Genomic DNA, 23,394 nt, shown 5'->3' on the forward strand with positions numbered 1-23,394 from the left:
ATAACAATGAATGTTGTCCAGTTCGCAACGACATTTAGGTCGCAAGTATCTAATTAGGAAGGACAAGGAGAGATCTTTTGAAAAGATTACTGGTTAGGCTAGCGTGGCTTTTGAAGAGTTTTGTTGTGCTTTTAGTATCGCCTTTAGTGCACGCTAGCAGTGATTACAACATGACTCAAGGCGTCACTGAGATCAGTGGTAAGGTGTATGAACTTCATATGCTGATCTTCTACATCTGTTGTGCGATTGCCTTTGTTGTTTTTGGTGTGATGTTTTATTCGATTTTGAGGCACAGGAAATCGAAGGGCGCAGTTGCTGCCCATTTTCACGAAAGCACGAAAGTCGAAATTCTTTGGACCATCATCCCTATCATCATTCTCATCGCTATGGCGATACCCGCCACCAAAACCTTAATAGCGATGGAAGATACCTCCCAATCAGATCTGACCGTTAAAATCACCGGGTCACAATGGAAATGGCATTACAGCTATTTTGGTGAAGACGTCGAGTTTTACAGCCTTCTAGCGACCAGTGACAAAGAGATTGAAGGCCTCGAAGTGAAAGGCGCGCATTACCTGCTAGAAGTTGATAAGCCGCTGGTACTGCCTGTTGACCGTAAAGTCCGTTTCTTGATGACTTCCGATGATGTGATTCACTCATGGTGGGTGCCAGCATTCGCCGTTAAGAAAGATACCATTCCGGGCTTTATTAATGAGGCTTGGACTAAGATAGATGAGCCTGGTGTTTACCGAGGGCAGTGTGCAGAGTTGTGTGGTCGTGCCCATGGTTTCATGCCGATCGTGGTGCATGCCATGGAAGAAGATGAGTTTGACGCATGGCTAGCGGAGCAGAAAGAGTTAGCGATAGCCGAACAACAAGCCGCAAAAGATGCATTAGGTGCGTCACTTTCCTTGGCGGAGTTGAATACCATCGGTGAAGAGGTTTACAAAACTCGATGTGCGGTTTGTCACCAAGCAAACGGTGAGGGCATTCCTGGAGCATTCCCTGCCATCAAAGGAAGTCCTATTGCCCTTGGTGATGTGGATGTTCATATCGACACAATTGTTTATGGTCGTGGCGGTACGGCGATGCAAGCATTCGATAATCAGTTAACCGAGAAAGAGATCGCAGCGGTAGTAACTTATCAACGAAACGCTTGGGGTAATGATACCGGCGATATTGTTCAGGCCTCAGATATCAACGCTTATAAGGCGAAGCAAGAAGGCAGTTCTGAAAGCTCAACGGATGATGCACAAAATGATGCTAAGGATCAGTTATGAGTTCACCAATCAATAAGCCGGTGAAATCGGCTCCAGCAGAAGATCAAGTACTGAGCCATTCTGCGGAAGGCACCTTGGGCAATAATGATTTGCCTGTTGATGATCACGATTCACATGCGGCACCTAAAGGCTGGGCTCGTTGGCTGTATTCAACCAATCATAAAGACATTGGTACACTTTATTTGTGGTTCAGCTTTGCAATGTTCTTAACGGGCGGCGCAATGGCGATGGTGATCCGTGCGGAGCTGTTCCAACCGGGTTTGCAACTCGTTGAGCCAGATTTCTTCAATCAGATGACTACAGTCCATGGTTTAATCATGGTATTCGGTGCCGTAATGCCTGCATTTACGGGTTTGGCTAACTGGATGATTCCGATGATGATCGGTGCACCAGATATGGCGCTGCCGAGAATGAACAACCTCAGTTTCTGGATCTTGCCTTTTGCGTTTCTAATCTTAATCGGATCTTTGTTTACAGAGGGTGGCGGCCCGAGCTTTGGTTGGACCTTCTACGCGCCACTCTCGACAACTTATGGGCCAGACAGTACCGCGCTATTCGTATTCTCAGTTCATATTATGGGGATCAGTTCGATCATGGGGGCGATTAACGTGATCGTAACCATAGTGAACATGCGCGCACCGGGCATGACTTGGTTCAAGCTACCGATGTTCGTATGGACTTGGTTAATTACCGCTTTCTTGCTGATAGCCGTGATGCCCGTGCTCGCGGGTGCGGTGACCATGGTACTGACTGACAAATATTTTGGGACTAGTTTCTTTGATGCCGCTGGTGGTGGTGATCCCGTCATGTTCCAGCACATATTCTGGTTCTTTGGGCACCCCGAAGTGTACATCATGATCTTGCCGTCTTTTGGTATTGTCTCAGCCATCATCCCTGCATTCAGTGGTAAGCGCCTGTTTGGTTATCACTCGATGGTTTATGCGACCTGTAGTATCGCACTGTTGTCATTTTTGGTTTGGGCACACCACATGTTCACCACGGGTATGCCAGTATTTGCCGAACTGTTCTTCATGTATTGCACCATGTTGATAGCGGTGCCGACCGGTGTGAAAGTCTTCAACTGGGTGGCGACCATGTGGCGCGGTGCTTTGACCTTTGAAACACCAATGCTGTTTGCGATTGCCTTCATTGTTTTGTTTACGATTGGCGGGTTATCTGGATTGATGCTCGCTATCGTGCCAGCTGATTTCCAATACCACGATACTTATTTTGTTGTGGCTCACTTCCATTATGTTCTGGTAACCGGTGCCGTGTTCTCGATTATGGCTGCTGCCTATTATTGGCTGCCTAAGTGGACCGGACATATGTACGACCACAAGCTCAGCCTGTGGCATTTCTGGACGTCGGTGATTTCAGTTAATGTACTGTTTTTCCCGATGCACTTTTTAGGGTTAGCGGGTATGCCGCGTCGTATTCCTGATTATGCGATTCAGTTTGCTGACGTTAACCAAGTCGTGTCGATTGGTGGTTTTGCGTTTGGGTTGTCTCAGCTAATTTTCTTATGGCTAGCGATTAAGTGCGTAAGAGGGGGAGAGCCTGCGCCAAGTAAGCCTTGGGATAGAGCTGAAGGTCTTGAATGGACAGTACCAAGCCCTGCGCCTCACCACACCTTTACCCATCCGCCGAAAGTGGATTAGAGGGCAGAACCATGAGTGATAAGCAAAGCGATCCCAATCAAGATAAAAAACAACCTAAGCGCGTGTCTAATAAGCGATCGACCAAAAAGCTGACGGGCTACTTGGTGTTGAGCGTGGTTGCGATGTTTTGCTTCGGTTTCGCTTTGGTGCCGCTCTACGATGTCATGTGTGAGGCCTTAGGCATCAATGGCAAAACTAATACTGTTTCAGCGGTGCAACCTCAGGGAATGCAGCCAGACTACTCTCGTACGGTTCGAGTCGAATTCATGTCCCACATCAAGCCAGATATGCCATGGCAGTTTTCGCCTGAAGTTCGAGTGTTAGAGGTTCATCCTGGTGAGGTGGTTCAAACTAACTACATTGCCAAAAACCTTTCTGGAGCCTCATTGGTTGGCCAAGCCGTACCGTCGGTTTCTCCAGGTATGGGGGCAACCTACTTCAATAAGATGGAATGCTTTTGCTTTAATCAGCAGCCATTGGACGGGCACAAGAGCGCAGAAATGGGTTTGATATTTTACATTGAGCCAGATATTCCAGAATCGATACATACGCTGACGCTCTCTTACACATTATTCAATATCACGAATGAGGTGGGTGCTGCGGCCAATAAATCTGAGTCTAACGTACTCGCAAGTAATTAGGGCGTGTTGATCTTTCGAGCTGATTTTTGCAGCGAGTTGCTGGGTATTTATACAAGGCAGAGGCTTTGATGTGTAGCTAGCCTACATGAGAAGTCGATAACGTAGTAGAAATGACCAGCAAACGCTGCCCGAAGGGTTCGGCTAAAAGCGTTTTACTCTTTGTTGAGGGAGATTTGCTTAGAATGACTAGGCGACTTCCCCCTCGCCGCGATTAAAACGCTTTTATCTCGAACAAAATTTAACCACGAAAGGCCAACACGCCCTGGGGATTTACAGAACCAGTATCAACATAAGGAGTTGAGCGATGAGTTCTAAAAAGGAAGTTTATTTCGTTCCACATCAAAGCCACTGGCCATTGGTGGGTGCTGTAGCACTGTTTTTGGTCGCGGTTGGCGCTGGCTTGACGGTGCAAAACATGGGTACCGACGCCGCAGGTGGTGTGTTTGGCAAAGCGGTGTTGTTAGTCGGGTTTGCTGTGCTGCTTTACATGCTCGCAGGTTGGTTTAGCAATGTGATCACAGAATCATTGAGTGGTCTCTATTCTGAGCAGATTTCTCGTTCTTTTAGACAAGGAATGAGTTGGTTCATCTTTTCCGAAATCATGTTCTTTGGCGCTTTCTTTGGCGCGCTTTTCTATGCTCGAATGATTTCTGTGCCTTGGATTGGTGGTGCGGGCAATAATGAAATGACCCATGAAGTATTGTGGCCGATGTTCCAATCAATTTGGCCACTAACGACGACCCCTGATGGCGTAACGACACAAGCCATGCCTTGGCAAGGTATCCCGCTTAAGAACACCATTATTCTGCTGCTTTCCTCTGTGACGCTGCACATGGCACATATCAGTCTTGAACAAAATAAGCGTATGGCTTTGATCGTGTGGTTGGAGATAACCATTGTTCTGGCTGGCTTCTTCCTGTTCTTCCAAGTTGAAGAGTATCTTCACGCTTATCAAGAGATGGGGCTGACACTTCAGTCTGGCATCTACGGTAATACCTTCTTTTTGCTGACTGGGTTTCATGGCTTACATGTCTGTTTAGGGACGATCTTTTTGATTGTGTTGCTGGCAAGGGTTGCGAAAGACCACTTCACTCCGAAAGACCACTTTGCGTTCCAAGCGGGCAGTTGGTATTGGCACTTTGTTGATGTGGTTTGGTTGGGCCTGTTTGTGTTTGTTTATGTACTTTAACGATTGAGCCTATAGGGGATTAATAGGGGCGAGGGTTGGGAGTTATCACTCCTGATCCCAGAGCAAGTAATAAAAGTAGCACGACAATGGCTGACCACATGACACGACGCCCCAAGAAGTAACTGAGTCTTTTTCCATTGTGTTTGCCCGAGGCGATTTGGATTAGGCCTTTCATCAAATTGAAAGCGATAAAAAACAGCAAAGCGACCAAGACGACTTTAAATAACAGAACAAAGGTAGATGACGCCATAGTGATAACTCCAAACCGATTGATTGATGATGAACACAAGTTCCGCAGTAAAGGTTTTTGGATAGCGGTTGTTTTAACTGTGGTTTCAGTCGGCGCTTTAATCAAGTTAGGTTTGTGGCAACTCGATCGTGGTAACGAGAAATTACGTTATGAACAGCAATTAGCTGAGAGAGCACATCTCTCGTCACAACCTTTAGGTGTCGTTATTTCTGAGTTGCGAGAGCTGGATTTATCTGGTCAAGAGTCATTAAATCCTCAAACCCTAAACGGGTTAAAGGCTGATGTTGAATTAGTCAATACGAGCGGCTTGATGCTCTTGTTAGACAACCAGATAAGCCAAGGAACGGTAGGGTATGTGATTTACATGTTGGGTGAGGTTCGCTTTGAAGATGGAAACCAGTCTTTAGTGGCTGAAAAACAGTTGTTGATCGATCTTGGGTTTGTTCCGGCAAGTAATGACAGAAGAGAACTACCGCAATTAGGAAGTATCACTGTACCAACCAAAATGTCAGGGCGCTTGTATACACGCTCAATTAATCCTTTAAGTCATGAGTTGGGTTTAGAAAATACGACACCGAATAGAATCCAAAACCTAAACATAGCAGCGTTATCACAGTATACAGGAAAAGAAGTGCTGCCCTTTGTCTTCCAACCTCAGAGTTTAGATTCATGGCCCTATGAAATGTTATGGCGTCCAACGGCGATGAGGTCTGAGAAGCATTTTGGTTACTCATTTCAATGGTTTGTTATGGCTGCGGTACTTTTGTTTTTGATGTTGTTGATTGGCTATCAGTACCTAAAAGCAACACCTATCACGAGGAATAAGGATGGATAAATCTCAAGCACAAGTGAACAGGGAAATTACCGAGGCAAACATGGCTGAGCTCAGAAGCCGTCGTACTAAAGGACGCTTGGTATTAATCGGACTCGTTTTAATTTTCGCTTTGCCAGCCATTATCGCCAAAACTGTGTTGGATCAGAATTGGTATACGTCAGGTGTCACTAACTCAGGCGAATTGGTAGAACCAAGAATTACACTAGCGGATTTTGGCGTAACGGTACCCATGGCAGGAGAGGGTTGGGTTGTGGGGTATATCGCACCGATGGAGTGCGAAAGCTTGTGTGAACAACAGCTTCATTATTTGAATCAAAGCTACTTAGCGTTAGGGAAAAACAAAGAGCGAGTGACCGCCGTTGTTTTCGTCTCAGAAGGTAACTCGTTGTCGGGTTCGCTCAACAAGCCTGATTTATCTTTGTTAGCTGGTGGTGATCAGTTAAGCACCGAGTTTTCGCCGGCTTCCATTGTCATTATTGACCCGCTAGGACAGTTGGTTATGGAGTACAAAAGCGTGTCGGAACCGTCGCAGTTAGTCGGGCAATCCAAAGGTATGATTCATGATTTAAGAAAGCTACTTAAGCTGTCACGAGTTGGGTAGTTGATGGCGCAAATGCTTGAGCTTAAGCAGCGAAAGGGAATAAGTATAGGGAGATAAGTGATGCAGAATAAAGCCCCTGATTTACTGATGCTTGTGATGAGATTAACTATCTTGTTAACCCTTACCGTGATTGTTCTCGGAGCTTATACACGCCTGTCTGATGCTGGCCTTGGCTGTCCTGACTGGCCGGGTTGTTACGGTAAGATCACCGTTCCGTCTGATGCCCAAGCGGTGAGTCAAGCCAATCTGCAATTTCCAGAGCGAGCTCTTGAAGCAGACAAAGCGTGGATAGAGATGATCCATCGCTACTTTGCAGGAACATTAGGGTTGCTTATCTTTGTCGTTGTAGCTTGGTGTATTAAAAAGAACATCACACCAGTTGGTCTTCCATTACTTATCTCTGCCACTGTGATTTTTCAGGCTTTGCTTGGAATGTGGACGGTGACTCTTAAGTTGATGCCCGTTGTGGTTATGGCGCATTTGATGGGGGGCTTCACGTTGCTGTCACTGTTGTGTCTGCTCTACTGCCGTTTGTCTCAATTCCAAAGCCGTTTTGGCGAGGCTTCTTATTCTCCAACACTTAAATTTTGGGCGTTGTTTGGGTTACTCATTGTGGTTGGGCAGATACTGCTTGGTGGTTGGACATCGTCAAACTATGCCGCTTTGGTGTGTACCCAATTGCCTATTTGTGAAGGTAACTGGATGAGCTACCTCGATTTCAAAAATGCGTTCGATTTTGCTCAACACGGACACGATAACTATGAGTTTGGTGTGTTGGAGTATCCCGCGAGGCTTACCATACATGTCATGCACAGGTTCGGGGCTATTGTGGCGACATTAACGGTGCTGATGGTCGTGTGCCAGTTATGGAAGTTTGGCCAAGTGCCTCACCAAAAGCTGAGCATGATTGTCGCAATAGTGTTGTTTACTCAAATCAGCCTTGGGATCAGTAATGTATGGTTTCACCTGCCAATCTCAGTTGCGGTTTTGCATAACCTAGTCGCAGCAATGTTGCTCATCAGCATGGTTGTAACCAATTTTGTGGTGTGGCAACGCAAACCGAGTGAGAGCTTGGTGAAGAACAGTGTATTACAAGGAGGTAATCATGGTCAGTAGAACGTCAACACAGTATGAAGTGGTGGCTCAAGACGCAGCCTTAACTCATAAGATAACAGCCAATAATGACATAACTTTAAGTAACGAAAAGGCTGAAAAAAACAAAGCCACTTGGAAAGTTTATTTAACGCTGACTAAGCCTAAAGTGGTGGCTTTGATGTTGCTGACAGCATTGGTTGGGATGTGTTTGGCCGTGCCGAATGGATTGCCTTTGCAACAAACTCTGTTCGGAATGATTGGGATAGGGTTAATGGCAGGTTCAGCGGCTGCGTTTAACCATTTGATCGATAAAAAGATCGACGGCCAGATGACTCGAACAAATCGACGCCCTTTACCATCCGGTGAGCTGAGTAGTGTGCGTGTGTTTAGCTTTGCAGCAGGTATCGGCTTATTTGGGTTCGCTACGTTAGTGGTGTGGGTCAATCAACTCACGGCTTGGCTAACCTTTGCAAGTTTATTGGGCTATGCGGTCATCTATACCATGTACTTGAAGCGAGCGACGCCACAGAACATCGTAATTGCAGGGATAGCTGGCGCAATGCCACCGTTATTGGGCTGGACGGCAGTCACCAACGAGCTGCATTCAAATGCTTGGTTGTTGGTGATGATCATCTTTATTTGGACGCCTCCTCATTTCTGGGCGTTGGCAATTCATCGTCGTGATGAGTATGCCAAAGTGAACATCCCCATGTTGCCTGTGACTCACGGAATCGAATACACCAAGACGTCTATTCTTCTGTATACCTTTTTGCTTAGCATCGTGTGTATATTGCCTGTATTGGTTGGCATGAGCAGCTGGATATATCTGAGCGCTTCATTGGTGCTCAACGGCGGGTTTGTTTATCACGCTTGGGTACTGAAATATCGTGATGAACCCAATATGGCCATGAAGACCTTTAAGTTCTCCATCTATCATCTCATGATCTTGTTTGTGGCTCTGTTGGCAGACCACTATCTACTTTGATAACCGCATTTCTGCTGTTGCTGAATAAGAAAACGGATGCTCTGGGCATCCGCTTTTGTTTGGCTAATTACACAAGCTCACATACTTGAAAATAAGTAACTCGCTAACAATTAGTCCACTTTGTTCCAAGCATCTTGCCAGTGTGAACCTACACCTGGTTCGTACTGAGTTGCTGTTGGAGCCCATTGAACACAGTAACCTGAGTATGGGAACTCTTTACACTGATAAACACCACCATCGCTGCTCAGAACCTTTGTTCCTGCAGTGTAAGATTCAATGCTTTCTGGGAACACAAAGTCGTAATCGCCCGCTGGTGGCGGCGTTTGCTCGTCCATTAGATGAAAATCAAGCGTGTTCTGATCCACTAAGTTACCTTGGTCATCTTTCGTCACAACCACAAGCATGTGGTGGCCAGCTTCAGACTTAGAAAGAGTCAGTTGAACATCTTCAACTTGTCCGTCTGTTAGATCCGATTTCTGAGATGCAAGTGCTTCACGGTGATGGTTGTACACGGTAAGCTCAGCTTGGATATCGCCTGTTGCCGCTAACGTAAGATCAAGCTGAGTAGGTTGGCTCTCATCGATAATGTACTCTGATTCTAAGCCCGAGACTTCAAGATCATGCTCGGGTTCTGGAGTATCAATCTTGTAGCCGATTTCGACACTGTTAAAGCCAGAGCCTGCTTTTAGATAAACAGGATTCGTGCCGTAAACGGGTGCGAAATCGCCTTGGTCATTCAATTGACCTGCTTTGATTTGCGTCTGCTCTTGGTTGATCTTAGAAGCAAGCGCGTAAGACCAGTTATTGGCTTTGCCTTGTTCAGAAGTTTCAATCACAAGCTCAGTGCTGTATGAAGCGTTCTCACCAGACTGGTCGAATACACGCGTATAAACAGCGTCACCAACATTCAGGTCTTGTGTCGGGTTGATTTGACCACCTTGATCCCAATCAGGAATGATAGGGCCGTCACCATCAAATTTCACGTCGATAACGTTGTAGAAAGCCGCTGCAGTGTCACCTACATCCCATACGGCAAGGATCACTTGATAACCTTCACGCTCTGGCACATTACACAAGTGACTGACTTGCATCGGTGGCTGTTCCATATTGCCTTCAACAACACAGAATGGCGTTAAGTCAAAAGAGCTGCGAGCCAACGGCTGGTTTGGATTCCAGTCGGGTTGAGTAATGTAATATTTCCAATCGCGAGTCTTGTGGTTAGCTGTGAATGTCCACTCGAAGTATTGAGAACCAGACTTGATAGGGCGTTTAACCCAGCGGTCTGCCTTTTGTTCGTCTAGTGCTGCTGCTAAAGAAGATTGCGCACTGGCGATTTTCCCATCAGCAGGGCCAACTTCTGGGAAGCCTTCAGGGCCTTCTACACTTTGTGGTTCGTATTGGATACCACCACAGTTGGTGTTTTTCTCTTGCGTATCGCTCGCAGGGAACTTACATAGGGCAACACGGCTCTCAGCTACGCCATTGTTGTATGCCGAGACATAACCGTGACCGAAGCTTGCACCGCTTACGCTAAGAAGCGATAGCGCGATGAGTGATTTTTTTGGGAGTTGTTTCATTATTTGTCCTTACTGTATTTGGCCGACAAAAAAGAGAACACCCCGGCATGCATTTACACTTAAATTCTATTAAGTGGCGGCCCCGCTATCATAGACAGAATATTTGTCGACAGACCGGTGGCTTTACGTCCTATTCTTTCAAATAGTTTGCCAGAAGTGCGTTTGAGCAATCGAAATGTAGCCAACCAGTTTTATAAATGCGAATCAATCGATTGAAATGTGGAATGCCAATCTCGAACTTTTAATTCTTGATACAAATTAACTTGCTATATGTTTAGTTCGTTAACGTATAAATTATTGATATAAATAAAGAAAGCATTTGATCTAATCGTTTTAGTGAATGACTTTGGGTTGTTTCGCTTCGCTCTGTACAACAATTGTGCACATATCAAAACCAAACCTTTGGTTTCCACTAACCGAACCCTGACACGCCATGTATGAAAAACCGGACAATTGATTGGTATGAATTATATAAAGGAGCCGGTATGGAATTCACAGAACTAGACAGAGACGCGTTGTATCAAACGTGGATGTCACAAAAATCGAGAATGCGAATTACGCAGATGGAGTTTTCAAAAAAGCTAGGCATGAACCAGCTTGATTTCTCAAGAGTGCTAAGAGGGGAGACGCCATTAACCATGTCTTTCATTAGTCATTTTTGTCGTTTACTTCATTTGGAACCAAGGAATGTATTCCCCTCGCTAAAAGAGGGCAATGAATCGGGGCCTAAAGTGGTCTACCTGAAAAGTAGAATGAGTGTTGATGGTGAGATCCAAAATGCTTATATTGAAGGAAATCAGGTAATTGTAGAGTACGCACACACTGTTCAACATGATTAATTTTAGAGTTAGCTCTGATTTTTAACCCCCTTTTTCTACAACCTTTTCACATAGGGTATGTCATACTTAATTAGATTCCTTAATTTTGACTAAGTGCGTTATGAACCCTTTAAAAGTCCTTTTGCTTGTTGCAACCAGCATTTTCTTGCTTGGTTGTGCAGGCGGCCCAATTAGAACCGCTACTAAATTTACCAGCTACGAAGATTTTCAGGCTGGGCCTGACGGAGGCGTCGACTTGGTTTGGGCAAGGGTTGGGCTACGTGACGCGCAGCGTTTGAAATCCAAGTTAGATGACTACGATTCTGTAGTGATCGACCAAATTCTTGTTTTAACAGAAGAAGGTTCGTTGGATCAGGAAGAGATTCAGGAACTCACTGAGCACATGGTTGCGCGCTTGGAAGATAAAATATCGCCTCATAAAACGATTGTCGATGAACCGACAGGAAAAACGCTCCGCTTGAGTATCGCTCTGAGTAACGTTGAAACGCCCAATCCGATCTTAGCTGTAACGAGCAGCGTTCTGCCGTTTGGCCTTGCGATGTCAACCATATCTAAGGTCACGACTGGTGAGCACACCAATGTTGGGAGTGCGAGTGTAGAGTTATTGGTCAGTGATGCTCAAGAGGGCACACCACTGTTTGCAGCCATCGACCGTGAAGCGGGTAACAAAGATTTTTCAACCATGATTGATTCGCTGGATGATGCCAAAGACGCGATCAACTATTGGGTTGAACGTTTAGGTGATACTCTACACAACATAGATGACGCATAGTAAAGAACGAATAATGCTAGAGAAAGAGAACCTGATTAAGTTGGCTCGAATGCAGATGCCATTTGGAAAGTACGCGGGTCGTACACTGATTGACTTACCTGAAGAATATTTGCTGTGGTTTGATAAAAAGGGATTCCCGTCTGGCGAACTCGGCGATTTATTGAAACTGTGCCTTGCTCTGAAAATTGAAGGGCTTGATAGTGTCGTCAAGCCATTGAAAAGAATGTAATTAAATAAAAGCTCACGCTGATCACGTGAGCTTTTTTGTTTTTGAGTTCGACACAATTTTACATGCATGATGTAGCTTGAAGAATGGCTCTTCTTACCTTGTTATAAAATACGCAATCGATAGCGTGTAAATAATGGTATACAGGGTGTTTTAAATATAAAACACAAAAAAAATTGCGTTTATTTTTAATTAGTGATTGAAACTAGAGTTTTTACTAGTTAAGTTACAGGGAACAAGAAGATTAGTGCTGATAGAAAGTGACGTGAGACAACGTACATTCAGCTCAAGGATAGAAAAAAGGAAGAAGTAAGCAATGTTCCAGACTGATGATGTAAGAATTAACAAAGTAAAAGAGTTATTACCCCCTGTTGCTGTTTTAGAAAAGTTTCCAGCGACAGAAGTTGCTTCTTCTACAACCTTTGAAAGCCGCAAAGCGATCCACAATATTTTAGAAGAGAGCGATGATCGCTTGCTTGTTATTGTCGGCCCATGTTCTATTCATGACACAGAAGCTGCTCTTGAGTACGGTAAACGTTTGAAAGTGTTGCGCGACGAACTTGGTGATAACCTTGAAATCGTAATGCGTGTTTACTTTGAAAAACCACGTACAACTGTTGGTTGGAAAGGTCTAATAAATGACCCGTACATGAACGATACGTTCAAGCTAAATGATGGCCTTCGTCTAGGACGTAAGCTACTGCTGGACCTAACTGACATGGGCATGCCAACGGCAAGCGAATTCCTAGACATGATCACGCCTCAATACGTTGCTGACCTAATCAGCTGGGGTGCAATTGGCGCACGTACTACAGAATCTCAAGTTCACCGCGAACTGGCTTCTGGCCTATCTTGCCCAGTTGGATTTAAGAATGGTACTGATGGCAACATCAAGATTGCAACAGATGCTATTCGCTCTGCTAGCGCTTCTCACCACTTCTTATCAGTAACTAAGTACGGTCACTCAGCTATCGTTGAAACAGCAGGTAACCCTGATTGTCATATCATCCTACGTGGTGGCAAAGAGCCAAATTACAGCGCAGAACACGTTGGTAAGATTAAAGAAGAGCTAGCAGCTTCTGGTCTTCCACAAAAAGTGATGATCGATTTCAGCCACGCAAACAGCTCTAAGCAGTTTAAGCGTCAAATGAACGTATCTGATGACGTAAGCGCACAAATTTCTGGTGGCGACAAAGCTATCTTTGGTGTGATGATTGAATCTCATCTTGTTGAAGGTCGCCAAGACCTGGTTGAGGGCAAAGCTGCAACGTACGGCCAATCTGTTACTGATGCGTGTATTGGTTGGGAAGACACTGAAACAGTACTTCGCCAGCTGGCAGACGCTGTTGAAGCTCGTCGTAACAAATAGACTAATTACAGTCAGCGATTAAGCTACTGAAAATTCAAAGCCCTTAGTTAGCAACAGCTAATAAGGGCTTTTTTGTGGATCTTAGTTGCAAACTGGAAGTGTCTGTATTCTTAAATGAGAAAAGACAGTAACTCGTCGACTTTAAGTGACAGTAAAGCTTTATCTTGTTTGGTTTCAACGTTAAGGCGTATTAATGGCTCGGTATTGGACTTTCTTAAGTTGAAGCGCCATGAGCCCATATTCATGCTGATTCCGTCTGTGTGATCGATCTCAACGGCATGATCTTGGTAGTGCGATAACACGCAAGCCATGACCTGCTCTGGGTCTGAGACTCTTCGATTGATCTCCCCGGAAGAGGGGAATCTATCTATACTAGTACTCGTTAATTGGTGAAGAGATTGTTGAGTTTTCGACATCAGCTCGATAACCAATAGCCAAGGAATCATGCCTGAATCGCAATATCCAAAATCACGAAAATAATGGTGTGCGCTCATTTCGCCCCCATAGACGGCATTCGTTTCACGCATCTTCTCTTTGATCAGTGCGTGTCCTGCTTTAATTCCAATCGCTTTTCCACCATGCGTTTTTGCGATTTCAATTGTGTTCCAGGTCATGCGCATATCGTGCAATACAGTCGTGTTAGGCTGTTTGACCAAGAATGCTTCAGCAAGCAACCCTACAATGTAATAACCCTCGATGTAATCGCCTTGCTCATCAAAGAAAAAGCATCGGTCGAAGTCTCCATCCCAAGCAATTCCAAGGTTGGCAGAATGCTCTAAAACGGCATCTCGAGTGGCTGCTTGGTTCTCTCTAATCAAAGGGTTTGGAATACCATTTGGGAAGTTTCCATCAGGGTTATGATGAACTTTGATGAAGGTGATAGGGACACCGAGTTCGTTAAATTTATTATCTAAAGCATCAATGATATGTCCTGCAACACCGTTCCCAGCATTAACCACAATCTTCATCGGTGACAGCTTTGATGGGGTTATGTACGAGAGTAGGTGCTCGACGTACGGAGCAAGAATACTGTTCGATCTACTAGAGTTACTTGGTTGTGCATGAACGAACGGTAAATTGCAGTTCAGCTCTTGATTAAGTTCTTCAATGCGTCGTTTGATTTCATCTAAACCACTGTTTTTACTGATAGGGCTAGCGTCTACACCGACCATTTTCATGCCGTTGTAATTGATTGGGTTGTGGCTGGCTGTGATTTGTATTCCGCCAATCGCTTTTAGGTAACGAGTCGCAAAGTAGACCTCTTCAGTGCCAGTCATACCTAGATCAATGACGGTAATCCCTGACTCGATTAAGCCTTTGGTCATGGCTTCTTGTAATGACAGGGAGGTTTTGCGGTTATCACGACCAATCACTACCTGCGCCAAACCATCGAGTGAGGTTTCAGGCTTAGCGGATAGGACGTATTCGCCAAATGCCTTACCGAGCAGGTAGGCGAGTGGCTCATTGATTTGTTTACCAATGACGCCGCGGATATCGTTGTTCTTAAAGCAGTTTAGGTCTAATGTTGGTTTCATCGATTTGTCGCTGCTTTATTTCGTTTGGTTGTGCTTTGATGAGTGGACTTGTTGCTTGCGCACGTCTCGCCCATAACTGTCTTGATATCGAATGATGTCGCCTTCACTTAAATGACTGCCTGTTTGTACTTCAATCATCTCGAGTGGGAGATCCCCTGGGTTCTCTAGGCTGTGAATATGACCTAAAGGGATGTAAGTGGATTGATCTTCTTCAACCAGATAGGTTTTCTCATTGTTGGTCACTTTCGCAGTACCCGCCACGACTACCCAATGTTCCGCTCTATGGTGGTGCATTTGTAACGACAACTTGTGACCGGGTTTAACGGTGATACGTTTAACTTTGTCGCGCTTGCCTAGGTCGATAACATCGTATTTACCCCAAGGTCTAAACACCTCTCGGTGATGAATATGCTCTGTTCTACCTGCTTGATTTAGTTGACTAACAATCGATTTTACACCCTGAACCTTGTCTTTATCTGCGACCAATATAGCGTCTTTGGTCTCGACAATAATCAGGTTGTCGACACCTACCGTCGCAACCAGCTTATTTTCAGCATGGATGTAGTTGTGTTGAGAGTCGACGGTTAACACATCACCTTCAATGACGTTATTGTGCTGATCTTTTTCGCTTACATCCCAGATCGCGGACCATGAGCCAATATCGTTCCAGCCGACATCCATCGGGATCACCGCGGCGTGCGAGGTCTTTTCCATCACGGCGTAATCGATTGAATCACTTGGACTGCTTTTGAATGCTTCAGCGTCTATACGGATAAAGTCGAGGTCGGTATTTTGCGTTGCAAGAGCGAGTTTACAAGCCGCTACTATCTCAGGGTGGTGTTCGGCGAGTTCTTCAACATAGCGTGATGCCTTAAACATGAACATGCCACTGTTCCATAAGTATTGTCCTGAGCGGATGTACTCTTCTGCTGTTGCTGTGTCTGGCTTTTCTACAAAGCATTCTATGGCGAAGGCGTGATTGATTGGCTGCTCTGTTCCATTAGTATCAGTTTGAGCACTGGAGGAAAGAGGCTCTCCCTGCTTGATATAGCCATAGCCAGTCTCTGGGGAGCTAGGTGTTATACCGAATGTCACCAGCTTGCCTTGTTTTGCATAATCAACACCACGACTAATCGCTTGTTGGAATTCAGAGGTTTTCGCGATGTGATGATCAGCAGCCAGCACTAACAAGATAGGGTCGGATGCGCTTTGTTCATTAAGCGGTGGTTTACTTAAAGCCTTTAGGGCGGCAAGCGCAATGGCTGGGGCTGTATTTCTACCGACTGGCTCTAGCAGAATACCACTATGTTGAATGTTAGCTGATCGAGCTTGTTCAGCGGCAATAAAGCGATGCTCTTCATTACAGATAATGAATGGGGCATCGCATTTACTATCCATCAAGTGCTCTTCAAGGCCTTGCAGGCGTTGAAGTGTGTGCTGAAGCATTGACTGGTCGCCGGCAATATTGAGAAATTGCTTAGGGTAAAGCTCGCGAGACAGTGGCCAGAGGCGACTTCCGGAGCCGCCGGCTAGAATGACAGGTAAAATCATAGCGTGGTAATTAGGTGCATTAGAATACTGCCATCATATTACCACGCTTCACGCTTATTACTTATCGATAACCAAGAAGGATATGACTATCGATGACCTTCCGTAGGGGAGTTCAACATGTCTTTGGGATCGCTAATATTCTGATTATCACCTAGGCTTTGAACGCTGTTATGATCTTGAACATTAGAAAAGTCTTGAGGGTCAATCTTGAGTGTCTGTGTTGGGAACGCGATGTCTGCATTGTGTTTATGAATAATCGCCAGAACCTGTAACAGAACGTCTTGCTTCACTTTGTGGTACCTGATCCAGTTGACTGTTTTTGTGAAGGTATAGATAAAGAAGTTGAGCGTTGATGGCCCAAATTTGTCAAAGTTAACGATCAACGTCTGTTTGGCATCAATATCTGGGTGGGTCTCGAGCATGGTTCTTACATCATCAACAATGAGCGCCAATTTGTCTGCATCTTGATAACGAAGACCAAAGGTTTCATTGATTCTACGATTCAACATTCTCGATGGATTCTCTACCACAATACTACTGAACACCGAATTTGGCACGTACAAAGGACGCTTATCAAAAGTGCGGATGATCGTCATGCGCCAACCAATGCGTTCGACAGTGCCTTCGATTTGACGATCGGGAGAACGTATCCAATCACCGACTTTAAAAGTTTTCCTAATACTGAGTTTTAGTTAGAAATGTTGTCAATTGGATGTTGGCAGTTTTGTCGTAGCTTATGAAGCGTATCGACTTACATGCTAGTTAAACGATAGGAGGTTCATTGGCACATTTGGTTGTTCAATTATTTATGTCACCTCCTTAATTTTACTTCCTAGCCTAGTTCCTTCTCATGAATGTATATTCAGTTACTCACTATGTTGGAGGTTTATCGGTGATACTTTTCTGCCATTACAGGTATAGTTTATGTCCCCCCGCTTGCCTTATCCAATCGATCATTTTTTACTTGATCTAAAATCATGAAACAAAGCATTTCTATGACGTTTTATCTGAAGAAAAAATCATTAACAAAATAAATAGTTATAAGCATCAATTCTTACATGTACCAGCCGTAGATTTGTAAGTAACATATGGCCCACGTATCAATAATTTAAAGTTGAGATTTCAATGTCTAAGTCCTTTGAAGATTGGCTCAGTCAATACAACATCCAGCTATCGCACTTAATTCAAGTTGCAGAAGCATTTGGCTTAATCCTATTGATTGCTATTGTGATTCATGTCGTATTACACCGTGTTGTCGTGGTTTGGTTGAAGAGTCGTGCATCTAAATCTCAGGCTTTTTGGCGTCATGAGCTATTCAGTTGTAATTTATTTAGCCAAATAGCTTTGCTTATTCAAGGGGTTGTGATTGGTATTCAGGCCAATTTATGGCTTTCACAAGAAAGTGCTCTTCGTGAAATATTACTTACAATAGTCGAACTTTGGGTAGTACTTTATGCCATGTTATCGATATTCTCACTACTCAATGTGATCGATGTACTACTCAATCGGACTCAGGTTGGGCGTAACATGCCAACTAGAGGCATCATTCAGAGCATTAAGATAATTATCTTTGTGATTGCAGCTCTGCTATTTACCTCAATTTTAATCGGGAAATCACCAATCATATTGCTAAGCGGCTTAGGTGCCATGACAGCAGTTGTAATGTTGGTATTCAGAGATCCAATTCTTGGTTTAGTCGCAGGAGTTCAGCTTTCTGCCAACAAAATGCTGAGTGTGGGAGATTGGCTCGAAATGCCGAAATATGGCGCAGACGGTGATGTCATTGATATCAGCCTCACCACAGTTAAGGTACAGAATTGGGATAAAACCATCACCACAGTTCCAACTTACGCTCTGATTTCAGACTCATTTAAAAACTGGAAAGGGATGACAGAGTCGGGGGGGAGACGGATTAAACGTAGCGTGATGATAGATGCAACAAGTGTTCGCTTTCTCAATGAGGTTGAGGTGTCGGAGCTAACCAAAATACAATTATTAGAACCGTATATCAATAGCAAAGTAGAAGAACTTACGCTCTACAATGAGCAACACGATGTAAACAACACCAGCTCAATCAATGGTCGCCGACTGACTAATTTGGGTAGTTTCCGTGTGTATCTAGAGCACTATTTACGTGCACACAAAGACATCCATAACGATATGACCTTAATGGTTCGCCAATTAGCTCCAACGCATGAAGGTATCGCTATGGAGGTTTACTGTTTTACTAGCACCACAATATGGGTTGATTATGAGCGTATTCAATCAGATATTTTTGATCATTTGTATGCAGTAATGCCAGAATTTAATTTGCGTGTATCTCAGGCTCCAACTGGTAGTGATTTCCGTCAGTGGAATCAAGATAAAACTAATTTAGCTTCATCAGGTCAAGTTAGTAATGGCTAGTTTAAATGAATAATGGTGGGTAATTACTTGCCCGTCATTACTTTTTATTAAAGCTTCAAAAGTACTTAAATCACTACGGGACAAGAACTCCTTAGAGCACTCCTTAGAGCTACGACTCTAAAACGTTTGTGCCCCAAAATAACTTAGGTTAAATACTCTACAAAGTCTAGAGGCAAGCGTTTTCCCTATTAAAAGTTATCTGAAACTAGCGATCGTCAAAATTATATGACAAAAGGGCGTTTACTTCTCTTTGCCAAGTATATTAATCATTTACTACAGGAAAATTTGAATGATAATGCCGATTCTATTGAATGTTGCGTGATGGTCTGCGGAAACCTCCATCACCGACTGCGAAAGGGCTAGATGTGAAAACTATTCTAAACTGAGAGCTGATTTTCTAGAGTAGGAGCCATCAGAAAAACAATAAAACATGTGAATTGTGAGTAAATCTCTAGAATATTGCTTTTATTGGGTTCATAAATCTCATATATAACCATCTGTACATCGTTTTAGGTTGTAATTTGACTTAAACGGCACTAAAAAAGTCTATTTGAAGTACTAGTTTTTATTGAAATAGTCGCAAATCTCACATTTATTCTTCTGGTGACTTTACGTTCAATTTTGAGATTTCAAAACGGTATATAATTACTGTCCAAGGCATTTCTTTAAAGGTATAGTTTATTATGGTCAAGGTGTTTGAGTTTGAAGTTCCTAATAATTACGAATCGGTTGCTTGTCGCTTAGAGGATATTTTATCAAAGGTGGCGTGCCCCATAGCCAAAGAGAAAATTGTGATGGTTCACTTAAATAAGGTAGACCCATGTCGTTTTGGTTTATATGTGCGTCACTATGAACCTAGATATATGAATGTTTATGAGACCATGGGGTTGTATTTTAGTCATAATGTTTCAAAACAAGAATTACTATCTAAAAAGCATAAAACAAAACAATTGATAGGTAATATAATCACCAAATACAATTCAGATATGAATGATGATATGCGAAACGATCTACAAAGAGCTTTCAACAAGGCTTAGTTATTGACGTTTAACACGAGACCAAGTTAGCGATCTTTTCCATTTTTATTAGTAACTTAAAATAAAATCAAAGGTATATGTTAGTGAAAAAGTTAATACTTACCACTGTTCTTTCAGTTGTTTTAGTTGGCTGTCAGTCCACAAAGTTAAACACGGCGGTGATTGATTCTTCTGGTTATGTTGTAGATAAAGAACTGTTATCTCAGTATTCAAACTTGGTCGTTACAGATGAGCTTGAAGGGCGCTTCTATTATACGGGGGCTGATTATGATGAGTGGCTTCTTGGCCAAGCATACAGAAAGATTAAGTTTACATTCCATCCAGACTCAAGTGATGGAAAAGTTGAGGTTGATGTTCGTACTATGCAATTAGATTGGGTTCATGCTGACTCTGTGACAATTTTTATAGGCAAAAACAAGGTTGTTGAAAAATGGCAGAGTAGAAAGTATACCAATACCTCTATCGTCGATGGGGGGAATAATAATAGCTTTGTGTATACACATGAACATTTCACTATCCCCGTAAGTATCAAAGACGCAAAAAAAATAGCTAATGCTTCTTCTGATGAGATTACTTTGCGCTTTTATGGCAAGCAAGGCTATGTTGATGAAAAAATACACCCTATGTCTTCATGGAAAAACCTTAAAGGTGTTGTGATACTAGCTGAGAACACAACACCTAAATGATCTTTAAAGTTATTAAACGTAAGTGTACTTAATACAAAATCAAACCTTTAGCTAGTGTTTACTAATCGCGCTAGCTCTACACAATCCACTTTGCAATACCTGTGGTTATTCATATTTTTCTAATTAAGCAAAGTCACTGACACACTTTTGTCCAGAGACGTGTTATGCCGCCATGCTTTGGGACAAGAACGCCTTAGTGCTACGACTCTAAAACGTTTGTGCCCCATTGTCGTTTAGAGCCGTTGCTCATAACATTCTAAATATGGTTCTTTTTGACCTAATTCTACTAATGACAAGACCTTAGGTTACTAGACGGCATTTTAACGCGATTTATCCAGTTGTATGCACGCAAACTCTCATAACTCATTAATATGGCTTGAATTGCTCATTTGGCTTAAGCAAGATATACGGAGGTGAAAGACGGAAAAAATCCGTCTATAAAGCGTTATGCATTTTATGAGACAGAGTAGATGACAGATAGTGATTCAATAACATTATTTATAGGGCTTGCGACGGTTGCTGGTGCAATTATTGGGGTGTTTTTGACCGCGTTGTTGTCTAGAGCAAGTTTAACCTCAGGGCTTCGACAGAATTGGATAAACTCAGTAAGAGAAATTTTCTCAAAATATCTAAGCCTCGCCGAAAAATGGACAGATATTCCAGATAGAAACAGTGAAGAAGCTTACTGGGCAAGGCTAGAGCTTATTGAGTATGTATATCAGGCAAAGCTGCATTTAAACGAAAATGAGAGTAAGTCAAAGGAGCTCATGAAGCTCTTGGAATCAGTACCAGAAACGTACAAAGATATGCAATGTGCGGCAAAGAAATTTCAATCGGAGAAAGAAAAAATAGCGACTTTAATGCAAGAGGTGCTAAAAGAAGAATGGAACAGAGTAAGGGATGGTGAGATTCTCTGGAGCATTAACAAGTTCATTGGATTACTGCCTCTTCCTAAATGGTTTTACGTCTCTAGAATTAGCTTTTTCTGGTTAATTTTTATTAGTTTTTTCGCTTTAATTTCATATCTGCTTTTCTACTAAGCAAATGCATAACTAGACGTTAGTTGCCACAAAGGTTCAGATACTACAGTAGGAGCTTTAAATGATCACAAATTTGCCAGAACCAAGTGAGTTCAAGAGTTTGAGTGTTCAATATTTGGTTCAGGCTATTGACCATATATTAAAAACTGAGTTGGCAATAGCCCCCCTTTCACTGCTAGATGATTCATTTGAATTAGAAGAAGAATGGGAAAATAGGCAGGGAATACTTGGTAACTCTCTAATAATGCTATTTCTGAGTATCGAGAACTATTTTAAATATAAAGTGTGTCTTAAATGTCCTACAGAACTTTTAACAGAAGAATCTAGTAGTCACTTATCAACTCCTGACTCTATTGATTTTGAAGAACTCTATATAGTGGGGTTAGAAGAACTCACAAGTAAGTATCAAAAAATAGAAGGCAACGTTTTATCTGGCTCTGCGCTAGATACGTTAGAGCAGCTCAGAATTAGACGAAACAAATTTACTCACGGATTACATCGGGAGTTAATAGAACCGAAGGATATTGTTCATGCTATTTCGGTTTTTTTAACAGAGATCTGGGGTAATAAATGGGTTTCAGACTTGAAAGAAGTGATGCTAACTGAGCCTCTCTATGGAATGCTTCGGGACGAAGAAGAGGACATGCAACTTCTTCAGTATTATAAGTTTTTTGAAAAGTACCTTTCTAATCGAAAATTTAGAAAGCTAATAGGTATGCCAGAACGCGGAAGGCGTTATCTTTGCCCACATTGTCAGGACAGTTCAATAGAATCGGGTAGTTTGCTAAATGCGGATTATGCATGCCTTGAACCAAATACGCCTGAGTCCACGGAAGTTCACTGTTGGCTGTGTCAAGAGTATGCTGAGGTTGAGAGAATTTCGTGTAACGATGAGAAATGCCCTGCCAATGTAATCTATCCAACTGATAGTTTTAAGTTGCACATAAATAATTGTTGTTTAACCTGTTGTGGTGAGCAAGGCAACTAACAGGGCTACATGGATTCCCCCGGTTGTCAAACATCCGCTAAACTTATGTTGATGGGTTTTGGACTGCCGCTCTACATTCGGCCTACTTATCGACGATTCGCATACGTCGTGGCCCTGATGACTTTGCGCGACTGCGGTGCCTTATTCGTTAGATGACATCTAGTGTGTCCGCCGCATTAACAGGCTCTCCGCAAGTGGTCTTAACCTATCTCCATCATTAGCGTCTGCAATGACCCGGTGGGTTTAACTCTTTATGCTGCTTAGTTTTTTATTTAAGCAGCATAGTTTTCGTATTCTGTTTGATTGTGTAAAAGCGACCATATAATTCGTGCGTTCTTCGCGGCCAGTGCCACTATTGCTCGGTTCATTCCTCTTCGTTCTAGAACGCCGCGACACCACTGACTTAACTTATCTTGCTTGTCGCCAAGGTTGGCAATCACGGTCCTTGCGCCATGAACTAATAGTGTTCGTAAGTATTTATCACCGTGTTTGGTTATTCGGCCTAAGCGAGGTTTTCCTCCTGTGGAATATTGCTTTGGTACGAGTCCTAGCCAAGCAGAGAAATCACGGCTTTTATCAAATTGAGAGCCATTGCCTATCGAAGCGAGTATCGCAGTAGCGGTTTGAGGACCGATGCCTCGAACCCTCATCACTCGTTGAACATTAGCGCTGACCTTAGCAAAAGAATCAAAGACTTGTTCAGTATCGGCGATACGTTGATTCAATTCACCAAGGTGGTGATAAGCATCGGCTATTACTGTTCTAGCGAGATGTGGCAGTTCATTTTCTGCATCTTCGAGCATTAAGGGAACCAGTTTCATCAATGAAGAGCGA

22 protein-coding genes, 1 pseudogene and 1 riboswitch are annotated in these 23,394 nt (G+C 43.3%); of the genes and pseudogenes, 17 read left to right on the forward strand and 6 right to left on the reverse strand.

Going from position 1 to position 23,394, the window contains the following annotated elements:
* The first annotated feature begins 77 nt into the window (after positions 1-77).
* The 4 genes from coxB (at position 78) to AB4371_RS16065 (ending at position 4,768) form a co-directional block, all read left to right on the forward strand.
* A complete protein-coding gene (gene coxB / locus AB4371_RS16050; RefSeq protein ID WP_017064841.1) occupies positions 78-1,280 on the forward strand; it encodes a cytochrome c oxidase subunit II in 1,203 nt (400 codons plus the stop codon).
* Positions 1,277-2,938 carry a cytochrome c oxidase subunit I gene (gene ctaD, locus AB4371_RS16055; protein WP_017061756.1) on the forward strand — a complete coding sequence of 554 codons (1,662 nt, stop codon included), beginning with the start codon at positions 1,277-1,279 and terminating at the stop codon, positions 2,936-2,938. Before coxB ends, ctaD begins: the two co-directional genes overlap by 4 nt.
* An 11-nt stretch (positions 2,939-2,949) precedes the next feature.
* On the forward strand, positions 2,950-3,579 hold the full coding sequence (locus tag AB4371_RS16060) for a cytochrome c oxidase assembly protein (protein ID WP_372083068.1): 630 nt from the start codon (positions 2,950-2,952) through the stop codon (positions 3,577-3,579).
* 304 nt (positions 3,580-3,883) lie between these two features.
* Complete coding sequence (locus AB4371_RS16065) at positions 3,884-4,768, forward strand: cytochrome c oxidase subunit 3 (RefSeq protein ID WP_009845661.1); 885 nt, start codon at positions 3,884-3,886, stop codon at positions 4,766-4,768.
* 19 nt (positions 4,769-4,787) lie between these two features.
* On the opposite strand, the gene AB4371_RS16070 is transcribed toward AB4371_RS16065, so the two are convergent.
* On the reverse strand, positions 4,788-5,018 hold the full coding sequence (locus tag AB4371_RS16070; RefSeq protein WP_372150326.1) for a DUF2909 domain-containing protein: 231 nt from the start codon (positions 5,016-5,018) through the stop codon (positions 4,788-4,790).
* Here AB4371_RS16070 and AB4371_RS16075 point away from each other — a divergent pair.
* From AB4371_RS16075 to cyoE, 4 genes are read left to right on the forward strand one after another with little or no spacing between them, the layout of a single operon-like run.
* On the forward strand, positions 4,906-5,853 hold the full coding sequence (locus tag AB4371_RS16075) for an SURF1 family protein (protein WP_136982409.1): 948 nt from the start codon (positions 4,906-4,908) through the stop codon (positions 5,851-5,853). The genes AB4371_RS16070 and AB4371_RS16075 overlap by 113 nt on opposite strands.
* Entirely contained in the window at positions 5,846-6,454 is a 609-nt protein-coding gene (locus AB4371_RS16080; RefSeq protein ID WP_017061753.1) for a hypothetical protein, read from the forward strand. Before AB4371_RS16075 ends, AB4371_RS16080 begins: the two co-directional genes overlap by 8 nt.
* 60 nt (positions 6,455-6,514) lie before the next feature.
* Positions 6,515-7,570: a heme A synthase gene (locus tag AB4371_RS16085; RefSeq protein ID WP_372150327.1), complete on the forward strand. Its 1,056-nt coding sequence runs from the start codon at positions 6,515-6,517 to the stop codon at positions 7,568-7,570.
* Positions 7,560-8,534 (forward strand): heme o synthase, encoded by a 975-nt coding sequence (cyoE, locus tag AB4371_RS16090; RefSeq protein WP_017066082.1) that lies wholly within the window; start codon positions 7,560-7,562, stop codon positions 8,532-8,534. The genes AB4371_RS16085 and cyoE overlap by 11 nt, the downstream gene beginning before the upstream one ends.
* Positions 8,535-8,644: 110 nt before the next feature.
* On the opposite strand, the gene gbpA is transcribed toward cyoE, so the two are convergent.
* Positions 8,645-10,111 carry an N-acetylglucosamine-binding protein GbpA gene (gbpA, locus tag AB4371_RS16095; protein ID WP_372150328.1) on the reverse strand — a complete coding sequence of 489 codons (1,467 nt, stop codon included), beginning with the start codon at positions 10,109-10,111 and terminating at the stop codon, positions 8,645-8,647.
* A 72-nt stretch (positions 10,112-10,183) separates the two neighbouring features.
* Positions 10,184-10,273: riboswitch (cyclic di-GMP riboswitch) on the reverse strand.
* 323 nt (positions 10,274-10,596) lie between these two features.
* On the opposite strand from gbpA, the gene AB4371_RS16100 reads away from it, so the two are divergent.
* The 4 genes from AB4371_RS16100 to aroG all read left to right on the forward strand — a co-directional run bounded on the left by AB4371_RS16100 (position 10,597) and on the right by aroG (position 13,317).
* Positions 10,597-10,950, forward strand: a complete 354-nt coding sequence (locus AB4371_RS16100; RefSeq protein ID WP_017061749.1) for a hypothetical protein — start codon at positions 10,597-10,599, stop codon at positions 10,948-10,950.
* Between the two features lie 100 nt (positions 10,951-11,050).
* The gene (locus AB4371_RS16105; RefSeq protein WP_372150329.1) at positions 11,051-11,722 is read left to right on the forward strand and encodes a DUF3313 domain-containing protein; all 672 of its coding nucleotides are present in this window, start codon (positions 11,051-11,053) and stop codon (positions 11,720-11,722) included.
* Positions 11,723-11,735: 13 nt separating this feature from the next.
* Positions 11,736-11,951 carry a DUF3820 family protein gene (locus tag AB4371_RS16110; protein ID WP_004730103.1) on the forward strand — a complete coding sequence of 72 codons (216 nt, stop codon included), beginning with the start codon at positions 11,736-11,738 and terminating at the stop codon, positions 11,949-11,951.
* A 313-nt stretch (positions 11,952-12,264) separates the two neighbouring features.
* Complete coding sequence (gene aroG / locus AB4371_RS16115) at positions 12,265-13,317, forward strand: 3-deoxy-7-phosphoheptulonate synthase AroG (protein ID WP_017061746.1); 1,053 nt, start codon at positions 12,265-12,267, stop codon at positions 13,315-13,317.
* Between the two features lie 110 nt (positions 13,318-13,427).
* On the opposite strand, the gene AB4371_RS16120 is transcribed toward aroG, so the two are convergent.
* The 3 genes and pseudogenes from AB4371_RS16120 to AB4371_RS16130 form a co-directional block, all read right to left on the reverse strand.
* Positions 13,428-14,852, reverse strand: coding sequence for a phosphomannomutase CpsG (locus AB4371_RS16120; RefSeq protein ID WP_372123037.1), 1,425 nt, complete (start codon positions 14,850-14,852; stop codon positions 13,428-13,430).
* A gap of 15 nt (positions 14,853-14,867) precedes the next feature.
* Complete coding sequence (locus tag AB4371_RS16125) at positions 14,868-16,403, reverse strand: mannose-1-phosphate guanylyltransferase/mannose-6-phosphate isomerase (protein ID WP_372150330.1); 1,536 nt, start codon at positions 16,401-16,403, stop codon at positions 14,868-14,870.
* Between the two features lie 86 nt (positions 16,404-16,489).
* A pseudogene (locus tag AB4371_RS16130) lies at positions 16,490-17,077 on the reverse strand (mechanosensitive ion channel family protein); the annotation flags it as partial.
* A gap of 451 nt (positions 17,078-17,528) precedes the next feature.
* Here AB4371_RS16130 and AB4371_RS16135 point away from each other — a divergent pair.
* The 5 genes from AB4371_RS16135 to AB4371_RS16155 all read left to right on the forward strand — a co-directional run bounded on the left by AB4371_RS16135 (position 17,529) and on the right by AB4371_RS16155 (position 22,560).
* Entirely contained in the window at positions 17,529-18,809 is a 1,281-nt protein-coding gene (locus AB4371_RS16135; RefSeq protein ID WP_102360605.1) for a mechanosensitive ion channel family protein, read from the forward strand.
* A 683-nt stretch (positions 18,810-19,492) separates the two neighbouring features.
* Positions 19,493-19,846: a hypothetical protein gene (locus AB4371_RS16140; protein WP_102360604.1), complete on the forward strand. Its 354-nt coding sequence runs from the start codon at positions 19,493-19,495 to the stop codon at positions 19,844-19,846.
* An 83-nt stretch (positions 19,847-19,929) separates the two neighbouring features.
* A complete protein-coding gene (locus tag AB4371_RS16145; protein ID WP_133146310.1) occupies positions 19,930-20,532 on the forward strand; it encodes a hypothetical protein in 603 nt (200 codons plus the stop codon).
* A 470-nt stretch (positions 20,533-21,002) separates the two neighbouring features.
* Positions 21,003-21,572: a hypothetical protein gene (locus tag AB4371_RS16150; RefSeq protein WP_102360602.1), complete on the forward strand. Its 570-nt coding sequence runs from the start codon at positions 21,003-21,005 to the stop codon at positions 21,570-21,572.
* 61 nt (positions 21,573-21,633) lie between these two features.
* Complete coding sequence (locus AB4371_RS16155) at positions 21,634-22,560, forward strand: hypothetical protein (protein WP_102360601.1); 927 nt, start codon at positions 21,634-21,636, stop codon at positions 22,558-22,560.
* A 272-nt stretch (positions 22,561-22,832) separates the two neighbouring features.
* Here the strand turns inward: AB4371_RS16155 and AB4371_RS16160 are convergent.
* Positions 22,833-23,394 (reverse strand): IS110 family transposase (locus AB4371_RS16160; protein ID WP_372150331.1); only part of this gene is annotated, 562 nt, incomplete at its 5' end.

It is taken from the genome of Vibrio sp. 10N.261.51.A3 (genome assembly GCF_041471965.1).
Taxonomy (GTDB): Bacteria; Pseudomonadota; Gammaproteobacteria; order Enterobacterales; family Vibrionaceae; genus Vibrio; species Vibrio crassostreae_C.

Excerpts from the sequence above, each read along its gene's own strand:
- ctaD (WP_017061756.1), top strand. The coding sequence starts at position 1,277 with ATGAGTTCACCAATCAATAAGCCGGTGAAATCGGCTCCAGCAGAAGAT.
- AB4371_RS16140 (WP_102360604.1), top strand. The coding sequence starts at position 19,493 with ATGGTCAAGGTGTTTGAGTTTGAAGTTCCTAATAATTACGAATCGGTT.
- AB4371_RS16085 (WP_372150327.1), top strand. The coding sequence starts at position 6,515 with ATGCAGAATAAAGCCCCTGATTTACTGATGCTTGTGATGAGATTAACT.
- AB4371_RS16120 (WP_372123037.1), bottom strand. The coding sequence starts at position 14,852 with ATGAAACCAACATTAGACCTAAACTGCTTTAAGAACAACGATATCCGC.
- AB4371_RS16155 (WP_102360601.1), top strand. The coding sequence starts at position 21,634 with ATGATCACAAATTTGCCAGAACCAAGTGAGTTCAAGAGTTTGAGTGTT.
- AB4371_RS16150 (WP_102360602.1), top strand. The coding sequence starts at position 21,003 with ATGACAGATAGTGATTCAATAACATTATTTATAGGGCTTGCGACGGTT.
- AB4371_RS16080 (WP_017061753.1), top strand. The coding sequence starts at position 5,846 with ATGGATAAATCTCAAGCACAAGTGAACAGGGAAATTACCGAGGCAAAC.
- AB4371_RS16070 (WP_372150326.1), bottom strand. The coding sequence starts at position 5,018 with ATGGCGTCATCTACCTTTGTTCTGTTATTTAAAGTCGTCTTGGTCGCT.
- cyoE (WP_017066082.1), top strand. The coding sequence starts at position 7,560 with ATGGTCAGTAGAACGTCAACACAGTATGAAGTGGTGGCTCAAGACGCA.
- AB4371_RS16125 (WP_372150330.1), bottom strand. The coding sequence starts at position 16,403 with ATGATTTTACCTGTCATTCTAGCCGGCGGCTCCGGAAGTCGCCTCTGG.
- AB4371_RS16135 (WP_102360605.1), top strand. The coding sequence starts at position 17,529 with ATGTCTAAGTCCTTTGAAGATTGGCTCAGTCAATACAACATCCAGCTA.
- AB4371_RS16110 (WP_004730103.1), top strand. The coding sequence starts at position 11,736 with ATGCTAGAGAAAGAGAACCTGATTAAGTTGGCTCGAATGCAGATGCCA.
- gbpA (WP_372150328.1), bottom strand. The coding sequence starts at position 10,111 with ATGAAACAACTCCCAAAAAAATCACTCATCGCGCTATCGCTTCTTAGC.
- aroG (WP_017061746.1), top strand. The coding sequence starts at position 12,265 with ATGTTCCAGACTGATGATGTAAGAATTAACAAAGTAAAAGAGTTATTA.
- AB4371_RS16065 (WP_009845661.1), top strand. The coding sequence starts at position 3,884 with ATGAGTTCTAAAAAGGAAGTTTATTTCGTTCCACATCAAAGCCACTGG.
- AB4371_RS16060 (WP_372083068.1), top strand. The coding sequence starts at position 2,950 with ATGAGTGATAAGCAAAGCGATCCCAATCAAGATAAAAAACAACCTAAG.
- AB4371_RS16105 (WP_372150329.1), top strand. The coding sequence starts at position 11,051 with ATGAACCCTTTAAAAGTCCTTTTGCTTGTTGCAACCAGCATTTTCTTG.
- AB4371_RS16100 (WP_017061749.1), top strand. The coding sequence starts at position 10,597 with ATGGAATTCACAGAACTAGACAGAGACGCGTTGTATCAAACGTGGATG.